Here is a 16,938-nt window from a genome sequence, read left to right as displayed (position 1 = left end):
CGTGCAGTGAAGTGATGGACAGTCAGTTGGGCTGCGCTGAAAGTGCGTTGGGTACGGCGGCCACCGCCGCGGCGATCGTCTCCAGGCCCCGGTCGAGGTCGTCCTGGCCGATCACCGCGGGCGGATAGACCCGTAGGACCTGCGGCGCACTGAGGCAGAAGCTGAGCAGGACACCGCGCTTGGCGGCCTCCAGGAGGATCTGGCCGGCGATACCGGGCGAGGCCGTTTCGAGGCCGATCATCAGGCCCTCGCCGCGTATGTCGCGGATCCTCGGGTCCGCGCCGAGCAGCTCGCCGAGCCCCTTGCGGGCGGCCTCGCCGAGTCGGCGTACGTCGTCCAGGAAGCCGTCCTCGCGGACCAGTTGGACCACGGCGGCGCCTACCCGCCCGGCCAGCGCTCCGCCCGCGAAGGAGGAGGCCAGCACCACGGGGTCGCCGGCCGCGCCGCCGATCCGGGTGCCGGAGTACACGACCGCGGCCATCGGGACGAGTCCGCCGCCCAGGGCCTTGCCGACCAGCAGCAGGTCCGGCGGACAGTCGTCGGCCGAGCGCCAGCGACGACCGCATCTGCCCAGGCCGGTCTGGATCTCGTCCAGGGCAAGCAACGTACCGGTCTTACGGCAGAGTTCGCGCAGCGCGGTGAGGTAGTCCGGGTCGACCGGCAGCACCCCGCCCTCGCCCCGGACCGGTTCGGCGAAGACCGCGGCGACCGTGCCCGCGGCGAGGACCCGGCGGGCCTGGTCGAGGTCGCCCGGTTCCAGGAAGTGCGCCGGTGCCGCCAGCGGTACGGGCGAGCGCACCGCGTAGGTGTCGGACAGGTGCAGGGCGCCTGCGGTCTTGCCGTGATAGGAGCCGCGCAGGGCGGCGAACTCGGTGCGGCCGGTGGACAGGGCGGCCATCTTCATCGCCATCTCCACTGCCTCCGCACCGGTGTTGGCGAAGGCGACCTGGTCGAGGCCGGGGGGTGCGATGTCGATCAGGGCCTCTGCGCAGCGAGTTGCTTCCGCGTTGCCAAGGACCTTCCCCGACAAGCCCATGTGCGCCAGCTGGTCCCGTGCCGCCGCTACGGTCGCCGGGTGCCGGTGGCCGATCAGGTGGACGCCGAAGGAGCCGAAGTCCAGCCAGCGGCGGCCGTCGGTGTCGGTGATCCAGGCACCCTGGGCCTCCTGTTCGGCGGCGAGCAGCCCGGACATGCGCAGCAGCAGGGCCTTGGAGCGGCCGAAGGCGGCGCCGTAGCGCTCGACGAAGCCCATGTCAGGCGTCCTTGAGGAACGGTTCGAGGAACGCGGCGTCGGTACCGGCGGCGACGCACAGCTTGGACCAGTTCCGCAGCGCGCGCAGGACCTCGCTCTGTCCGCTCGCCACCAGCGGGTCGGGGATCTGCCCGGGGAAGGCCTCGCACAGTGCGTCCCACAGCTCGCGCACTCCGGCGTCGTCGGCCTCCTCACCACCGAACTCCTGCTCCAGGGCGAAGAGTTGGGCCAGCTCCTGGCCCGAGGCGTGGCAGACCTCGTGCAGGCCGTACTCCAGGGCCAGCGCCAACTGGTGTGCCTCTCCGGCGGGTTCGGCTCCAGTGAGCCGGGTGTCCATCTCCGACAGCAGCTCCAGCAGCCGGAGTTTGACGACCTGGCGCAGCTGCGGCTGGTCCGCGCCGCCGTCCAGGTCCTCGACGTAGGCACGACCGTCGACGGACATCAGCCAGGCGACGGTGGCCCAGGCCCGGACGGCGGCCTCGGGGGGCAGGCCGCGGCCGGCGCGCACGCCGGGGTAGAGGGCGAGTTCCATCAGGCTCCTTCAGCGGGGGGATGCGGCAGGCGGTCAGGCCGGGAGCAGGGTCACCGCGCCGCAGCGGGCGGCGCGCAGCAGGTCGGCGGGGGCGCCGACGGCGTCCGGCAGGTCGGCGAGGGGGATCTCGCCGGTGGGCAGCGGGTCCTGGCCGAGGAAGGCCGTGGTCGCGCCGAGCAGCATGTCGGCGCCGGGCAGGAAGCGCCGCCGGACCGGGTCGCCGACAGGCTCCACGGTGAGGGTCGGCGCATGTCCTTCACCGGCGACGGCGTGCACCTCGGTGAGCAGGGCGGTCAGGGCGGGGGCCAGCGGGCCGGCGTCCTTGCCGACGAGCGCCTCGGAGACGGGGGCGCGCAGCGCGTCCACTGCGGCCACCACCGGCTCGCTGCCGTGCAGTTGACGGAAACGGGTCCACCGCAGCAGGAACCACTTGCGGTTGGAGTACACGTCGAGGTGGTGCGAGAGCACGGCGTCCATCAGGTGCAGCAGCGCGTTGACCGCGTACCCCACCCGCCCGCGCCGCTCACCGGCCGCCTCCGCCAGCCACAGGAACAGCACCTGCTCGGTGGCGGTGTGCAGCGCGGACCACTTCCACAGCCGGGCCAGCTCGGGCAGCCGGTCCAGATACGGCAGACTCCGGTCCAGGGCAACGCCGTTGACGATCCGCTCCAGATGCTTGCGGCGCAGCTCGTGTCCCTTGTCCCAACCCCGGTACGCGAGGACGGCCTGCCGCGGATCGGCGTCCGCCAGCGCCCGTAGGTCGGCGAGCGCCGCGTGGACCTCGTCCTCGGCGAAGGAGATGGCTTCGAGGTGGTTGGGCCCCTCGAAGAGCTGGGTCGCCATGCGGGCGCCCGTCATCGGTTCGGACTGGATCCGGATGAAGTCGACGTCGCTGGTGGCGTTGGCGAGTCCGTGCACGGGTGAGCTGGTGAGCAGGAAGTGCCGTGCGGGGCCGGTCCGTTGGGTCAGCAGGCGCTCGATCGCGTCGGGGGTGAGTCCGCGCGCGGCCAGGAAGGTGTCGACGTTGCCGACGCGGGTCTCAGGCGTGATGGCCATCGGGCTCCCTGTTCGGTGTGGTGGTGGCGTACTTCAGCGCGCGGGCCTCGGCGACGTGCCGCAGCACGCTGGCAGGCCCGAAGAGGTACGACCTCGAGATGCGGGCGCGGTCGCGTACGGCCTGGTGCTGCATGAGCCGGCGGTGCAGGTCGGCGAGGTTGTAGCAGGGGACGCTGGGATAAAGGTGGTGCGCCAGGTGGTAGTTGATCCGGCACGGGGAGAACAGGGCGCGCTCCACGGCCCCGGCGAGCACCGACCGGGTCCCGCCGATCCCGGCGTCCTCCTCGCACCCCACGTGCTCGGCCATGTCCCGCAGCCGCAGGATCATGCTCAGTGCGGTGATCATCGGCACGATCCAGAGCAGCAGATACGGCAGCCACCAGCCGGTCGCCACCAGGACCACCGCGAGCGCCGCGAGCCCGCCGAGGAACAGCGCGCACCGCGCCCGGCCCATCGCCCGTGCCACGGTGCGGTCCCCGCGCAACACCGGGAGCAGCGAGAACTGGTCCAGGGTGCCGACGGTCTTGACGATGTTCAGGGCGACCGCGTCGGCGGCGAACAGCCGGACCCAGTCGCGGGTGGTGTTGTCGATCGCGGTGGGGTCGTAGTCGGGGTCGCGCGCGGTGTTGAGATAGCGGTGGTGTTCCAGGTGGTGACGTCGGTACAGGGTGGTGCTGATGAACAGCGGGAAGGCCAGCAGAAGGTCGCTGACCAGGTCGTTGACCCTGCGGTCGGCGAACAGCAGCCGGTGCGCGCCATCGTGCATCAGTACGGCGAGCGCGTGCTGCCGGGTGGCGATGACGACGATGGCGAGCAGATAGCCGTACCAGTGGCCCCAGTACACCGCGCCCGTCGCGGCGGCGAGGATGACCGCCCACTGCCGGGCGATGGCCAGTGCGGCCCGGCCGGGCCTGCGGCGGGAGAGTTCGCGCAGTTCGTCGATGCGCAGCAGACGCCCCGGGACGCTCGCGCCTGACGCCATGTCAGCTGCCTCCCGTCGAGGGAAGGACGGCGAGATCCTCGCTGAGCCGGGAGGCGACGGCGGCGGTCGATCCCGTGTACTTGCCGTCGTAGAGGAGCGGCTCGCCCTGCATGGCCCAGAAGGCGAGCTTGCCTATGCGCATCCCGGGGTAGAGGCGGACCGGGTTGGCGACGGTGATCTCCAGGGTCCAGGGGAAGAGCGCCCCGCTGTGGCCGAGCGGGGCGGAGAACTGGATCCACACCCCGAGGGTGGACACCGAGCGGCAGGCGTAGAGGGTGGCCGCGTAGTGCGGGCTGCCCATGACCTCCATGGTGGAACCGAGGTAGAACCGGCCGGGCTCCAGCACATGTCCGGCCGCGTCCATGGTGATGCCGGTGCAGTCGGGTGCGTGCCGGCTGTCGAGCATCTCCCGGTCGTACGACAGGAGTTGGGGGGCGAGACGGAAGCCGTAGGAGTTGGGTTCGAGCCGGGTGGGGTCGAAGTCGTCGATGTGGATCTCACCCTCGGCGACCGCGCGGGCGATCTCGGGACCGGTGAGGATCACAGCGCCCAACCTCCTTGCAGCGAGCGGACGGTGACATGGATCGCGGCCCGATAGGCGGTCAGGTCCCCGCTGTTGTCGAGGACGGCGTCCGGCTCGATCAGGTCGAGGTTGCGGGTGGAGGCGTCGGCGCGGGTCAGGTCGGAGCGCGCGGTCAGCCGGGCCAGGCGCAGTCGTTCGTCGCAGGTGATCCGTAGGATCGTGAAGCCCAGGGCCCGCAGCGCGGGGGCGTCGATCAGGGGGTCGCGCAGGTCGTCGTTGACGACGAGGTCGGCCGGGCAGTCCGCGAGCCGGGTCGCGAAGTCGTCGGCCAGGGCACGGGGGTTGAGGCGGCGGAGGTGGCCGGCGAGGTCCTCCATCAGCATCTGGTCCTGGGCGCCGGACCGGAGGGGGGCGCCGGCGGTGGCGTAGACGCGGTCCTGGAGTTCGTAGAGCGGACGCGCCAGTGCGATGCGGGCGAAGGCGAGTCCCTGGTCAGCCGCGTAGGTGCGGAGGGCGCTCGCACAGGTGGACTTGCCGCTGCCGGAGTGGCCGATCACCGCGATCCGCAGCTGGGGCGCGCTCATGAGCCGGCCGCCAGGGCGGCGTCGAGGTCGACGTCGAGGGTGCCGGTGAGGCGGAGCATCGCGAGGTCGGCGAGGTGGGGGCGCATGGCCGACAAGGTGGCGTAGAAGGCCGCGTAGTCCGGTACGAGGTAGTGCTGCCAGCCGAAGAAGGTGGTGTCGATGGAGCGGTCGACGATGCGGTTCAGCTCCATCCAGCGGGCCGGTTCCTCCGTCACCGGCTCGACGGCGCACGGCTCGCCGGGGCGGACCTCGGGGAGCAGGATCCCGGCGAGGCGCAGCGGCTCGGGGCTGAACTCCGAGCCCAGCCAGGCCTCGAAGGCATCCGCGTCCAGCAACAGCTTCTTGCGGTCCGGCAGTTCGGCGGGATCCAGGCCCGTGTTGGCGCGCACCCAGTCGACAAGTGCCGGGTGTCCGCGCAGCGTTCCGGCTCCTACGTAGGGGTAGTCGCGCCAGGGCGTGGCGGTGATGCCGCCGTCGGCCGCGATCCGGCAGAACAGCTTGTCGCCGGTGAAGTACTCCCAGCCGGGCCTGCTGAGGACCGAGACCAGGGTCGTGGTCTTGCCGGCGCCCTTGGGCCCTGCGATGGCGTAGGCGCGGCCGTCGCGGCGCACGCCGGAGGCGTGCAGGACAACAGTGCCCCGGGTCTCCTCGGTGCGGATGATCAAGTCCCGGAGGAAGTCCATCAGTTGGCAGACGGATCCGTCGGTGATGCCGACCTCGAAGCGCCGGTCCATCGAGGCGTCGACGGGGACGTCGAGGCGGGTGTTCTCGTTGGCGTAGACGAGGCGGTCGCCGTGCCGGGACAGCAGCGCGTGGAAGGTGAACTCGGGTGCCGTGCTCTGGCGGATCACGGCGGGGCGGCCGGTCGGGGGCTCGGCGGCGGGGTCGTAGGGGACGAAGGTGATGTGGAAGGCGGGTTCGTTCGACGGCGCGTCGGCGATGGTGTGCCGAAAGAAGCGGGCCACCGGCTCGAAGGACTTCTCCGCCTCGGTGTCGATGTCGAGGTGCAGGGTGGTGTCGAGGAAGTTCACGTAGCGGTGCACACACGCCTCGCAGGGGTGTCGGGGAGTAACGGACGGGCACGGTCGGAGGGGCCCAACCCGAGCTGGTGCAGGGCGACTTGGGCCGGGACGGTGTTGTCGACGGTGCCGAGGTCGACGCCAGGTGGCAGCCCGGGACCGCGTGCGGCGAACACCGCGTGCAGCCGTGGATCGCCGTTGTTGGTGATGTGCGCGCCGGGTTTGAGCGAGGGCGCGACGACGGCGTGATCGGGGCGGAGCTTGGCCGTGGGCAGGAAGTCGGGGTCGAACAGCACGTGGCGGACCACAGCCGGGTCGCCGCCCGGCGAGGGGGCGAAGCCTGCCGTCACAGGACGACCGCCGCCCGGCTCGGTCACCGCGCGCAGCGCGGACTCGGCCCGGTCGAGGAGTGCGCCCGCATTGGAGCGCGGAACACGACCTCCGGGCAGGCCTTGGTGGTTGACCCACAGCGAGCCGTTGTCCGCCGGGTGGTAGAGCACCGAGGAGCGTGCGGGGTCGAGGTCTCCGTCGGGGGTGCGGGCGGCGAGTCCGGCCGCGATCAGTACCTCGTTGGGGTGCACCGTCCAGGCCGTACCCGCGATTCCGTGATCCGCGCCGAGCAGGACGGTGTCCCGCCCGCGTGCGCGGTCGAGTACCGCTCCCAGCAGCCGATCGGCCCAGCCGTAGACGATTCTGACGTGCCGCCAGATCCGGTCCGCCACGTCGGGGCGGTGAGCGGCGCTCTTCGGGTCGCACCAGCCGATCAGTTCGTGGCCGAGGTCGTCGGTGGTGGGCAGGTAGATCACCACCAGGTCGGCCGTGTGCCGCGCGAGGACCGTGCGGGCCGGGGCCTCGAAGGAGCGGTGCACACAGCCCATGGAGGAGACGAACAGGTCCTCCGCCGAGCCGTCGCCGCCGTCCACGAGCCGGGGTCCGAGCCCCCCTGTCCGGTAGGTGGGGCCGATGCCCTCCCCGGCGAACACGGGAAGCGTCTCGGCGACCGCATCAGTCAGCGCTCGGTCGTGGCCCACCACGCGCGGGCGCCAGGCGCCGGTCCGCAGCAGGACCCGTCGGCCGCCGGCCGCGACCAGGCGCAGCCAGACCCCGCTGTCCGTCCCCAGCCTCAACTGCCGCCAGTCGCCGTCCTCTTCGCCCAGCGTCACGGACCGGCCCTCGCTACGGACCCGGATCCGGTCGCCCTCCGGTGTCACGTCGAGCGGGTGCGGTCCGACGGCGAAGTGCTCGCGGCCACCCGTGAGCGGCAGCGCCGCCTGGCGGTCGATGCGGTCGCTGTATGCCTCGACCGCCACGTCGAGTCCGGGCTCGGCCTGTCCGTCGGCGCCGATCGTCCAGGGGACGTGCACGGCCGCCGTACGCAGTCCGGCCTCGGCCGCCGTACGCCACACGGGCGGTGCGGCGCAGCGGCCCGGTGCGAAGGCCGCCGAGGACTCCTCGACCGGGCCGCCGGTGCCGGGGACGCGGAATCCGGTGACGCCGTGCTGCTCCGGCCAGGCACCGGTGAACAGGGTGGCGAGGGAGGGCGGGGTCTGGCAGTTGGGGGCCGGCGGGCGGGCCGCCGCGGTGATGCCGGCGGCCCGGAGGCGGGCCGTGTGGGGCAGGGCGCCCTCGGCGGTCAGCCGTTCCACGATCCAGTGCGCCGCCGCGTCCCAGACCAGCCAGTACACGGTCACCGGCCCGGCTCCAACTCGGGCCGAACGGCGAGGACATCGCGCAGGAAGCTGCGCTTGGAGTAGAAGGTGCGCTCCTTGGCCCAGCCCCGGTCGACGAGGAATCCGCGTACCCACGCGTCGATTCGGTCCATCTCGGCCACCACCTCGCCCTCCTCCGCGTCGAGGAGGTTGCGGGAGCGGAGGTACTCGATCTCGCACTGGGACAGCACCACGTCGGGTGCGTCGCGGAGTTGGCAGTGGTCGAAGAAGACGCCGTAGATGTGTCCGGTGCGCAGCGACTCGCACTGGACGTCGTAGCGGACGCGTCGGAAGGGGGGCATCGCCCGTACGGTCAGGCCGAGTTCGGCGGTGAGGTGGTCGGCGTAGCCGTCGGGGGTGACGTCGACGCCGTGGGTGAGTTCCTCGCGGCGGGCGAAGGAGTCCTCGGCGAACCACTTGCGCTTGAGGATGTTCTTGCCGTCGGTGGAGGGGATGAAGGAGGCGTAGCCGCGCTGCGACTCGGGGCCGAGGACGTCGAAGAGGTGGTTGTCGTAGTACCAGATCTGGAAGTCCTCGCGGTACTCCGGCCGACAGCCCGGCAGTTCACCGGCGCGCAGTGCCCGCAGCACCTCCATGCCGGCCTCCCAGATGTCGGGGGCCGGGTCGAGGGTGTACTTGTACTCCAGCTCGGTGCCCTTGAAGTGGTTGCGGAAGTAGAGGTGGTGGTTGCCGAGCGGCAGCACGTATTTCTGATGTGCCGTCAGTATGCCCTCCAGCCAATGGAGTTGGTCCACTTCTCCATGGCCGACGGGCTCGGCCGTGCTGCGGACGAAGCAGGCGTCCTCGGCGTGGGCGCGGATCTGGGCGTAGCCGTGGTAGCCGCCGCCGGGGTGTTCGGAGAGGTAACACAGCGGTACGAGAGCGGAGTTGGCCGAGCCGACCAGGGGGCGTAGCGCGGGACCGGCGAAGCCGTCCTCGAAGAGCTGGTCGCCCTGGACCAGGACCCGGCCGAGGAGTCGTCCGCCGGTGGTGAGGGCCACCGCCTCGCAGGTGCCGAGGTCCGCCCAGCGCACGACCACCGTGGTGCTGGGCCGGACCTCCTCCAGCGAGGGCACGCGCACCAGGACCAGTGGGTCGTCGTCCGTCCGGGTGCGGGTGCCGTTGATCAGGTGAACTCCGCCGAGGACGACCCAGGCGCCCCGTCGTTCGTCACTCATTCTCGAAGCTCCTTCCGGCGACGGTGATGGTGCCGTCGCTGATGACGGCCTCGCCGCCGTCCGGCAGCGCGCCCAGGTTCGCGACCAGCGCCGGGACCTTGGCCTCGCGCAGGAGGATGGCGAGATGGCAGAGGACGGAGCCCTCCTCGAAGACGAAGCCGGCCACCGCCCCGATCAGGACGGAGAGGACCGCGTAGGGGCGGGCGACCCGCAGCACCGGCGGGGCGGGCATGGCCTGGATCTTCTCCAACAGGCGGGTGATCTCGGTGTGTTCGGTGACGTCCTTGCCGCGGTCCACGCTCACCGCGGGGCCGACCGAGAGCCGGCCGAGCAGGCCGTCGTCGGTCAGCGACAGCAGCGGCCCGCGGGCGGACCCGGCGGAGACGAGCGTGCCGCGCTCACCGGACAGCATGTCTCCGGCGAGCAACGAATAGTCGACGAAGTAGGGCACTCCGTCGGCGAACACCCACTCCACCGTGGCGTCCCCGTACCGGTCGTGCATACGGCCGGTGAAGGCCGCCATCCGTTCCAGGTGGGGGGCGAGGCCCGGTGGAACGTCGCCTTCCGTGCCGTCGGGGTTCCAGACGAACGAACGGGCGCCTGCCGTACCGCGGTTGAGGGCGAGCAGTCCGTCGGGGGTGTACTCGACCAGCATGTCGGTGCCGGACCTGCGGGTGATCAGGCCGAGTTCGCCTCGGATGAAGTCCCGTACGATCACGGCCTGTTGGCGGTCGGGGGCGGCGGCGCCCCGGGTGATCTCCGCCAGCCGGTCCGGGACCTGATCCTTGGGGAGGACGATCTGGCGCAGGGTGGCGCCGAAGTCCAGGACACACTCGGTGCCGGTACCGGTCGCCAGCAACTCCCGTACACGGTCCCGGCCTTCGGGAGTCGCCAGGTCCTGTGTGGTGAATCCGATCAGCCAGCCCGCGCCGACGGCGAGGCCGAGTTCCTCCGCCAGCCGGTGCGCGGGACCGCGCTTGGCTGTGTACCCGGCGTACACCTCGGCGACGTCCCCGAGGCGGGCACCGGACGACGGGTCCTCGAAGTAGAGGCGGCTGGACCAGATCCCTGCGGGCACGCCGTCCGGGTCGGTCGAGCGGTGGGCGGTGACCGGCCGCACCTGGACGATGTGCACTCCGTCCGCGTCGGCGGCCCACTCCACGTCCACCTCGTGACCGCGCAGGGCACGCAACTCCCGGCAGGAGTCGGCCACTTCGACCAGAACCGGTTCGTCGAGGCGCGCGCCGGGGAGAACCGAGGCCCGGCGGGGCACCGCGACTCCCGCGACCAGTTCCTCCGCCAGCCCCTCCGTGTACTCGATCTCCACCGCGTCCGAAGCGCCGTCGAGTCCGGTGAACGCGACGCCGGCCAGCGTCGGCCGGACCAGCCGCTGGACGATCACCGCGAGCCGGGGTTCCGGGTCGAAGTCCCCCGCCCGTACCCGGGCGGCGACCGCCGAGCCCGCGTAGTAGGCGCGCCAGCACTCCTCGACGGCCGCGATCACGCCGTCGGTCCCGCGCACGCCGAGGACACTGACGTGGATCCCGGCGAGGCTGCTGCTCGTGCCGTCCTCGGCGAGTCCAGAGGAACGGACCGCGAACTCACCCTCCGCCGGGTCGCCGAACACGTCGGCCAGCCGGGCGGTGAGCAGATCGCGCAGGTCAGGGGGCATGGCCAGGTCTGCCACCGCCGCCTCGATCCCGGCCGTGACCTCGGTGAAGAAGGCGCCGACGGTGGCCCGCATCTCCTCGAAGAGGGCGGCGAGCGTGGCGCGGGCCTCGGGGGCGAGGGCCCGGGTGAACTCCCCCGCCGGTACGGCGAACGCGGTCGGCACCCGGAACGCCCGGGAGACCGCGGCGAGTGAGGCGAACTTGTGGCCGACCTCCGCCGAGTCCGCGTCGGTGCCGAGGCCTGGCAGGCGCTGCCGGGACAGTTGCCGGTCGAAGTCCTTGTGGATGTCACTGGAGCGGGGGCCGACGGCGCCCTGGTACTTGCCGTCGTACAGCTCGATCTCGCCCTGCGGGCGCCACCACATCATCTGGCCGATGGTCATGCCGGGGTACACCCGGACCCGGTTCATCGTGTAGAGCTGGAGGGTCCACTGACCCTCGTAGCCGATGTCCCCGAGGCTGGCGGAGAGGTTGATGAACAGCCCGAGCCGGGCGACGGAGGAGCGGGCGGCGAAGGTCGGCGCATAGTGGCGGCTGCCCAACACCTCCTGGGTGTGGGCGAGATAGAGCCGGCCCGGCTCCAGGACATAGCCCTCGGCGCTCATCTCGATGTCGACGCAGGCGTTCTCCCGGCGCGGGTCGAGCGGCATCTCGGAGTAGACCCGGAGCCGGCTGCCGAGCCGGAAGTTGTAGCTGTTCGGGTTCACCTGCTCGGGGGTGAACGGCTCGATGGTGATGCGGTCGTTCGTGCGTTCCCGCGCGATCTCGCTTCCGGTAAGGATCATCAACGCTCCTTGCTGGAGGTGGTGGGGGGCGGCACAGGGCCGGACCGGGACTCGGAAGAGGCCGGACGATCAGAAGAGGGACCGGGACAGAAGTGGGGCCGGTTCAGAACATGAAGTAGCGCTGGAGCATGGGGAGTTCAGCGGAGCGGAGCACGGTGAACTTCTTGCGTGCGCAGGCGCCCGGTGCGTGGGCCGGCAGGTCGGGCGCTACGTCGTCCCGGGTGGCCCGGGTGACGAAGTTCAGCGAGCCGACGGCGGGCACGCGGCCCTGGACGCCGAACATGGGCCGGGGCACGTCCGGTTGGAGGGCCGGGACGGAGGCCTTGCCGTCGCTGGTCCGCACCCGGGCGATCCGACCGCTCTTGAGCAGCATGTGGGGCCCGATGCCGAAGAACTCCGGGTTCCACACCACCGGTTGGGCGAGCTTGCTGACGGTGGTCGACTTGCCGCCATCGGCCGCTCCGGTGCTGCCGACGAAGGTAGTGGCGGCGATCCTGTGGCGAGGGCCCGGGTCGCGCTCCGCGGGCAAGCGAAGTGGATGTGCGAGATGGTCGACGCGCGCCCATCACAGAGGTCCTGATCGTCCGTCGTCGGCCGCATCGCCCCCTGCCCCGTCATCGACGCCGCCCTTCGCCGCGCGCACAGTCCCAGCACCTCGCGGCGCCCGCCCAGCGGGACGAGCCCGCGCTCGCCGAAGGACGGGCCCGGGTTCACTTCCGCGAAGTGCCCGTGCGACCCGGCCCGTGCCGGCCGCTCCGCCACCGCGTGGCCAGGGCTCAGTTCCATGCCCCCCTTACCGATCACGTTCCCGCCCGGCACCACCAGCCCACCGCCCGCGCTCACCCGACAGGCCAGTGCAGGATGCCGAGCCGCACGCCGACGGGAAGGTCTGCTCCGGCCAGGTGTCGTGACGCGTCTCCGCACTGCCCTGCCTCACATTCACACTGATCAGCGCCGTGCTGCTGGACTTCATCAGTTCGCCCACCGTCCATCCGCCGCTCACGCCGGAGCGCCACCTCGGTGGCGGTGTGGGTGAGCCGATGTTCCCGCTCGTGTGCGGTCAGTCGCATAGGTGCACACCCGTCCTCGACCAGAAGTACTTCTCCCAGAAAGTATTCGTGCGTCCGAAATAATGTCAACGATTCAAGGGGCCTCTCAGCAAACGTAACGTCCTGGAAACTTGAAGCTTGTTGACAGTCGCTCCCCATCGAGAAAATAGTTCCCCCAGGAAATATCTCTCCCTCGCCAGCCCAGGGCCAACCGAGAGGCACACATGGCGCACATCGCATTCCTAGAGACCAACACCACCGGAAGCGGCTACGAGGCGATCGCCGCCGCCAAGCGCGCCGGACACCGCGTCACCTTCGTCACCCGCGACATCGAGGCGTATCTCCTGCCGGGCCAACTCCAGCTGGACACCGCCCTGATCGACGACGTGGTCAGCACCGAGACCAACGACCCGGACCAGGTGGTCGCCGCGCTGCAGCCGCTGCTCCCCGGCCTCGCGGCGCTCATCTCGATCGGCGAGTGGCACATGATCAGCGGCGCCGAGTCGGCGTACCGCCTCGGCCTGCCGGGGCAGGCGCCCGACTCGGTGCGCGCGGCCCGGATCAAGTCCCTGCAACGCGCGGCCTGTTCGCGCGCGGGCGTGCCGGTGCCGGCCTTCGCCGTGGCCCTGACCCCGGAAACGGCCGCCGCCGCTGCCGAGGCCCAGGGCTTCCCGTGCATCGTCAAGCCCGTCGACTACGGCGGGAGTTACGGCGTGCGGCTGTGTACCAGCGCCGACGAGGTGGCGGAGCACGCCGTCTGGCTGCACTCCGTCACGCACAACCAGCGCGACCAGCGGATGTCCGAGGAGATCCTGGTCGAGGAGTATCTGGTGGGTCCGGAGATCAGCCTGGAAACCCTCACTTTCGACGGGGTCACCCGTTTCCTGGCGATCACGCAGAAGCAGACGGTGCCGCCGCCCTCGTTCTACGAGACCGGGCACGCGCTGCCCGCCGTACTGGATCCGGCACTTGAGCAGGAGTGCCGCCGGATCGCCACCGACGCCCTGGACGCCATCGGGTACGTCTTCGGGGCAGGGCACATCGAGCTGAAACTCACCCCTGACGGGCCCAAGTTGATCGAGGTGAACTGTCGTCCGGCGGGCGACCGGATCACCCATCTCCTCAACCGCGCGCTCGATATCGACCCGACCGAGCTGCTGATCGAGATGTACCTCGGCATCGCCCCGGACCGGATTCCGGAGCCGGCCCGGGGCGCCGCCATCGTCTTCCTGCCGAGCCCAGGCGGGCGCGTGGTCGCGGTGGAGGGCGTCGAACTTGCCCGTTCCGTAACGGGAGTTGAGGAGGTCGAGCTGTACGTAGGTCCGGGTGACGTCCTGGCGCCGCCGACCAACAACAACGACCGGCTCGGATATGTCACCGCGACCGGACCCGACAGCGTCGCCGCGCTGGCCGCCGCCACCACGGCCGCCGGGTCGATCCTGGTCAAGCTGGAAACGGAGTGAGGCTCGGCGGCTACACCGAGGGGATGACCCGGCCGATCGCGCTGGTCTGTCTCGGTATCTTCGTGAGCCGGCTGGGCGGTTTCTTCGTCCTGTTCCTCACCCTCGTCCTGGCCGAACGCGGTTACGGAACACGGCAGATCACCTTCGCGCTGATCGTCGTAGCGACCGCGGGGGTGCTCGGTGCTGCGGCCGCCGGGCCGGTCGCCGCGCGGCTCGGGGTGCGTACGGCGCTGCTGCTGGCCGGTTCGACGACCGCGGTCTGCGCGTTCGCCTGCGCGGGACTCCAGGGCTTCGGCCCGACCGTCGCGCTGGCCGCCGTGGTCTCCGCCGGGGTGCAGGCCTACTCGCCACTCGCGCAGACCGTGGTGGGCACCTCGACGACCGCCGAGCGCAGGGTCGCGATGTTCGCGGTCTACCGGCTGTGTCTCAACGTGGGCGCCGCAGTCGGTCCGGTGTTCGGCGCGCTGCTGCTGTCCTGGTCCCCCGCCGCCGTCCTGATCGGCAACGGTCTCGCCGCGACGGTGGCGACCCTGCTGGTCCTGCCGCTGCCGCGCAGGAGTCCCGGCCCGGGGCAGGGCCCGAAGGCCGCGGTCGTACGGGCGCGGGTCAGCCGTGACTTCGCGGCGGCCGCCGTGGTGCTGAGCGTGGCCTCGCTGGTCTATGCCCAGCAGACCGGTGTGCTCGCTCTGGCGGTCCGGCAGGCGGGCTATACCACCGATGTCTATGGGTGGTTGCTGTCGCTCAACGCGGTGCTGGTGATCCTGGTCGAGGTACCGCTCTCCCGGTACACCGCGCGCTGGTCGCGCCGCACCCCGTTGATCCTCGGCACGGTCTTCGTCTGCGCGGGCTACGCGGTCAACCTCGCCGGGATCTCGCTGCCCGTCCTGGTCGTCGGGGTGCTGGCCTGGACCCTGGGCGAGGTCCTGATGAGCCCGGTCGCCGCTGCCTTCGCCACCGAGGCGGCGCCGCCCTCCCAGGAAGCCGCTCACCTGTCGTTCCTGAGCATGTGCCAGACCGTCGGGTACGCCGTGGGCCCGGCCGCCGGCGTGTACGTCTACGGCCAGAACCGGACGCTTCCCTGGCTGCTGTGCGCCGTCCTGCTGGTCCTCAGCGCACCGGCTCTGTACTACCTGCTGCCCCGGGCTCAGCAGGCCGGACAGACCTCCGATGATTGTCAAGTTCCGTGTGCCGGTCTAGGCTCCGTCGACGCGGGAGATCCTCTGCAAGGGCGCCGGGACTGAACGCGACGTCCGTCATGGAGAGACCCCGGAGGCGCCTGTGCACTCGCCGGCAGCACGACCGCGTTCGGACCGACGGGACGCACTGCTCGTCGCACTCGTGATCCCCCTGTGCGGCCCGGCAGGCATCTTCGGCCCCTCCTGCGAGCTCTCGGCACAGCTCGCCGTGGAGGAACTCAACGCCGCGGGCGGGGTGTTGGACCGGGAGGTACGCCTGGTCGTCGTGGACGGCGGGGCCGAGCCGCGCCGGGTCGCGGACGAGGTGGCGGGGCTGGTTGAGCTGGGCGCGGTCGACGCGGTCGTCGGCTGGCACACCTCCGCCGTACGCCAGGCCCTGGCACCCCGGATCGCGCACCGAGTGCCGTACATCTACACCGCGCAGTACGAGGGCGGCGAGGAGACACCCGGGCTGTTCCTCACCGGGGAGACGGACATCCAGCAACTGGCCCCGGCGATGCGGCTGCTGGCCGAGACCACGGGCGCCCGCCGCTGGTGCACCGTGGGCAGCGACTACGTCTGGCCACGGGTCACCGCGCGCACGGCCCGGCGGTTCGCCCAGGACTGCCGGGGCCGGGTCGTGGACGAACTGTTCGTCCCGCTGAACACCGAGGAGTTCGGCCCCGCTCTGCGCAGGATCGAGGCCAGCGGAGCGAACGCGGTGCTGATGCTGCTGCTCGGGGACGACGCGGTGCGCTTCAACCGCGCGTTCACGGCGGCGGGCCTGCATCAGCGCTGTGTCCGGCTGAGCAGTCACATGGACGAGAACCTGCTGCTCGCCACCGGTGCGGAGGCGACCGAGGGATTGTGGGCGACGGCCGGGTACTTCGACTCCCTGATGACCTCGGAGAGCCTGTCCTTCAGCCATAGGTACCTGCGGAGATTCGGGCCCGCCGCGCCGCTCGCCGGGAGCCTGGGCGAGTCCTGCTTCGAGGGCATCCTGCTGCTCGAAGCGCTCGCGGCCCACCATCGGTCGGTGACCGCGCCGACTCCACCGGGGCCGGAGGACACGATCGTCTACGAGGGTCCCCGTGGCGCGCTGCGGTTACGCGGCAACCATCTCGAACAACGGCTCTACCTCGCCCGGGCCGACGACCTGGACTTCGACATCGTCGCTCAGCTCTGAACCGGCTCCGGTGCCCGCGCAATCTGGAGCTTGAGCCGTGCCAGTCCGTCCGCCAGGTCCCGCGCGCCGGTCAGCCCGGCCCACATCTGCTCCTCGGCCCGCTGCACCGGCACAGTGAGGGCCCGGTGCCGGCTGCGGCCGCGGGAGGAGAGATAGACCAGGACCCGCCGTCCGTCCCCGGGGTCCTTGCGGCGGTAGGCCAGGGCGCCCGAGACCAGCCGGTCGACCAGCTTGGTGAGGCTCGGCGCGGGCATCAAGGCGTACTCGGCGACATCGGACATCGTGTGTCCACGTCCGTCCGAGAGCAGCGAGAGCACCCGCCACTCCTCGACGGAACAGCCCTCGGCCTCCAGTTCGGCGGCCAGTCGACGGGTCATCAATCGCTCCACGCTGCTGAGCAGTTGTGGGAGATCGCGGGGCAACTCCGGAGACACGGTCATCCTCTCCTCCACACGCAACTCACAGCGGCGACACTACCTCCCCCGAACGGTACTTTCCAGAGAAAGGTCTGACTACGGGCACCTCGAACCGCCCCAGCACGCGGTCAACCGGGTTCCGCACTCACCCTGTCGGGAAATTTCCTTCCCTCGGGAAGCATTTAACGCCCCGTTCACAGGCCGAAAGACTTCCGGGAAACATGCGATTTCTAGCGTGCGACCTCTGAAAAGCCGCTTCCCGCACCCGCACCCGCATCCCCGAAGGGCCGCCGATGAGTACCACCGAGTCCCCACAGACAGCCACGGAGCCAGGCTCCCCGACGTATGAGACGGCGACC

At 71.1% G+C, this 16,938-nt stretch carries 15 protein-coding genes; 3 read left to right on the top strand and 12 right to left on the bottom strand.

Translation table 11 applies throughout. The annotated features are described in order from the left end of the window. Positions 1-22 precede the first annotated feature (22 nt). From SPR02S_RS55930 to SPR02S_RS18650, 11 genes are all read right to left on the bottom strand, one after another. A complete protein-coding gene (locus SPR02S_RS55930; protein WP_019058520.1) occupies positions 23-1,252 on the bottom strand; it encodes an aspartate aminotransferase family protein in 1,230 nt (409 codons plus the stop codon). A gap of 1 nt (position 1,253) precedes the next feature. Further along, a complete protein-coding gene (locus SPR02S_RS18695; protein ID WP_019058519.1) occupies positions 1,254-1,784 on the bottom strand; it encodes a DUF6031 family protein in 531 nt (176 codons plus the stop codon). Positions 1,785-1,817: 33 nt separating this feature from the next. Next, entirely contained in the window at positions 1,818-2,840 is a 1,023-nt protein-coding gene (locus SPR02S_RS18690; protein WP_019058518.1) for a DUF6001 family protein, read from the bottom strand. After that, positions 2,824-3,822: a fatty acid desaturase family protein gene (locus SPR02S_RS55925; protein ID WP_019058517.1), complete on the bottom strand. Its 999-nt coding sequence runs from the start codon at positions 3,820-3,822 to the stop codon at positions 2,824-2,826. Before SPR02S_RS55925 ends, SPR02S_RS18690 begins: the two co-directional genes overlap by 17 nt. Position 3,823: 1 nt before the next feature. After that, positions 3,824-4,366: a dCTP deaminase gene (locus tag SPR02S_RS18680; protein WP_019058516.1), complete on the bottom strand. Its 543-nt coding sequence runs from the start codon at positions 4,364-4,366 to the stop codon at positions 3,824-3,826. Next, positions 4,363-4,929, bottom strand: coding sequence for a nucleoside/nucleotide kinase family protein (locus SPR02S_RS18675; protein ID WP_019058515.1), 567 nt, complete (start codon positions 4,927-4,929; stop codon positions 4,363-4,365). The genes SPR02S_RS18680 and SPR02S_RS18675 overlap by 4 nt, the downstream gene beginning before the upstream one ends. Next, complete coding sequence (locus SPR02S_RS18670; RefSeq protein WP_019058514.1) at positions 4,926-5,972, bottom strand: hypothetical protein; 1,047 nt, start codon at positions 5,970-5,972, stop codon at positions 4,926-4,928. Before SPR02S_RS18670 ends, SPR02S_RS18675 begins: the two co-directional genes overlap by 4 nt. After that, positions 5,957-7,639, bottom strand: a complete 1,683-nt coding sequence (locus tag SPR02S_RS55920; RefSeq protein ID WP_019058513.1) for an alkaline phosphatase family protein — start codon at positions 7,637-7,639, stop codon at positions 5,957-5,959. The genes SPR02S_RS18670 and SPR02S_RS55920 overlap by 16 nt, the downstream gene beginning before the upstream one ends. Next, the gene (locus SPR02S_RS18660; protein ID WP_019058512.1) at positions 7,636-8,835 is read right to left on the bottom strand and encodes a hypothetical protein; all 1,200 of its coding nucleotides are present in this window, start codon (positions 8,833-8,835) and stop codon (positions 7,636-7,638) included. Before SPR02S_RS18660 ends, SPR02S_RS55920 begins: the two co-directional genes overlap by 4 nt. Then, complete coding sequence (locus tag SPR02S_RS18655) at positions 8,828-11,290, bottom strand: dCTP deaminase domain-containing protein (RefSeq protein ID WP_019058511.1); 2,463 nt, start codon at positions 11,288-11,290, stop codon at positions 8,828-8,830. Before SPR02S_RS18655 ends, SPR02S_RS18660 begins: the two co-directional genes overlap by 8 nt. Positions 11,291-11,393: 103 nt before the next feature. After that, positions 11,394-11,819 (bottom strand): hypothetical protein, encoded by a 426-nt coding sequence (locus SPR02S_RS18650; protein WP_019058510.1) that lies wholly within the window; start codon positions 11,817-11,819, stop codon positions 11,394-11,396. Between the two features lie 744 nt (positions 11,820-12,563). On the opposite strand from SPR02S_RS18650, the gene SPR02S_RS55915 reads away from it, so the two are divergent. Genes SPR02S_RS55915 through SPR02S_RS18630 form a run of 3 tightly spaced genes read left to right on the top strand, consistent with a single transcriptional unit; the run spans position 12,564 to position 16,163 of the window. Further along, on the top strand, positions 12,564-13,802 hold the full coding sequence (locus SPR02S_RS55915) for an ATP-grasp domain-containing protein (RefSeq protein WP_019058508.1): 1,239 nt from the start codon (positions 12,564-12,566) through the stop codon (positions 13,800-13,802). 23 nt (positions 13,803-13,825) lie between these two features. Further along, a complete protein-coding gene (locus SPR02S_RS18635; protein ID WP_158697840.1) occupies positions 13,826-15,043 on the top strand; it encodes an MFS transporter in 1,218 nt (405 codons plus the stop codon). Positions 15,044-15,080: 37 nt separating this feature from the next. Continuing rightward, positions 15,081-16,163, top strand: a complete 1,083-nt coding sequence (locus SPR02S_RS18630) for a substrate-binding domain-containing protein (protein WP_019058506.1) — start codon at positions 15,081-15,083, stop codon at positions 16,161-16,163. On the opposite strand, the gene SPR02S_RS18625 is transcribed toward SPR02S_RS18630, so the two are convergent. Then, positions 16,154-16,603, bottom strand: coding sequence for a MarR family winged helix-turn-helix transcriptional regulator (locus SPR02S_RS18625; protein ID WP_026150677.1), 450 nt, complete (start codon positions 16,601-16,603; stop codon positions 16,154-16,156). The genes SPR02S_RS18630 and SPR02S_RS18625 overlap by 10 nt on opposite strands. Between the last annotated feature and the right edge of the window lie 335 nt (positions 16,604-16,938).

The organism is Streptomyces prunicolor NBRC 13075, assembly GCF_000367365.1.
Taxonomy (GTDB): Bacteria; Actinomycetota; Actinomycetes; order Streptomycetales; family Streptomycetaceae; genus Streptomyces; species Streptomyces prunicolor.
The sequence above is the reverse complement of the archived record's forward strand: the minus strand, read 5'-3'. Positions and strand labels throughout refer to the sequence as shown.

Coding starts and splice junctions, on each gene's coding strand:
- SPR02S_RS55930 (WP_019058520.1), bottom strand. CDS start 1,252: ATGGGCTTCGTCGAGCGCTACGGCGCCGCCTTCGGCCGCTCCAAGGCC.
- SPR02S_RS18695 (WP_019058519.1), bottom strand. CDS start 1,784: ATGGAACTCGCCCTCTACCCCGGCGTGCGCGCCGGCCGCGGCCTGCCC.
- SPR02S_RS18690 (WP_019058518.1), bottom strand. CDS start 2,840: ATGGCCATCACGCCTGAGACCCGCGTCGGCAACGTCGACACCTTCCTG.
- SPR02S_RS55925 (WP_019058517.1), bottom strand. CDS start 3,822: ATGGCGTCAGGCGCGAGCGTCCCGGGGCGTCTGCTGCGCATCGACGAA.
- SPR02S_RS18675 (WP_019058515.1), bottom strand. CDS start 4,929: ATGAGCGCGCCCCAGCTGCGGATCGCGGTGATCGGCCACTCCGGCAGC.
- SPR02S_RS18660 (WP_019058512.1), bottom strand. CDS start 8,835: ATGAGTGACGAACGACGGGGCGCCTGGGTCGTCCTCGGCGGAGTTCAC.
- SPR02S_RS18655 (WP_019058511.1), bottom strand. CDS start 11,290: ATGATCCTTACCGGAAGCGAGATCGCGCGGGAACGCACGAACGACCGC.
- SPR02S_RS55915 (WP_019058508.1), top strand. CDS start 12,564: ATGGCGCACATCGCATTCCTAGAGACCAACACCACCGGAAGCGGCTAC.
- SPR02S_RS18635 (WP_158697840.1), top strand. CDS start 13,826: ATGACCCGGCCGATCGCGCTGGTCTGTCTCGGTATCTTCGTGAGCCGG.
- SPR02S_RS18625 (WP_026150677.1), bottom strand. CDS start 16,603: ATGACCGTGTCTCCGGAGTTGCCCCGCGATCTCCCACAACTGCTCAGC.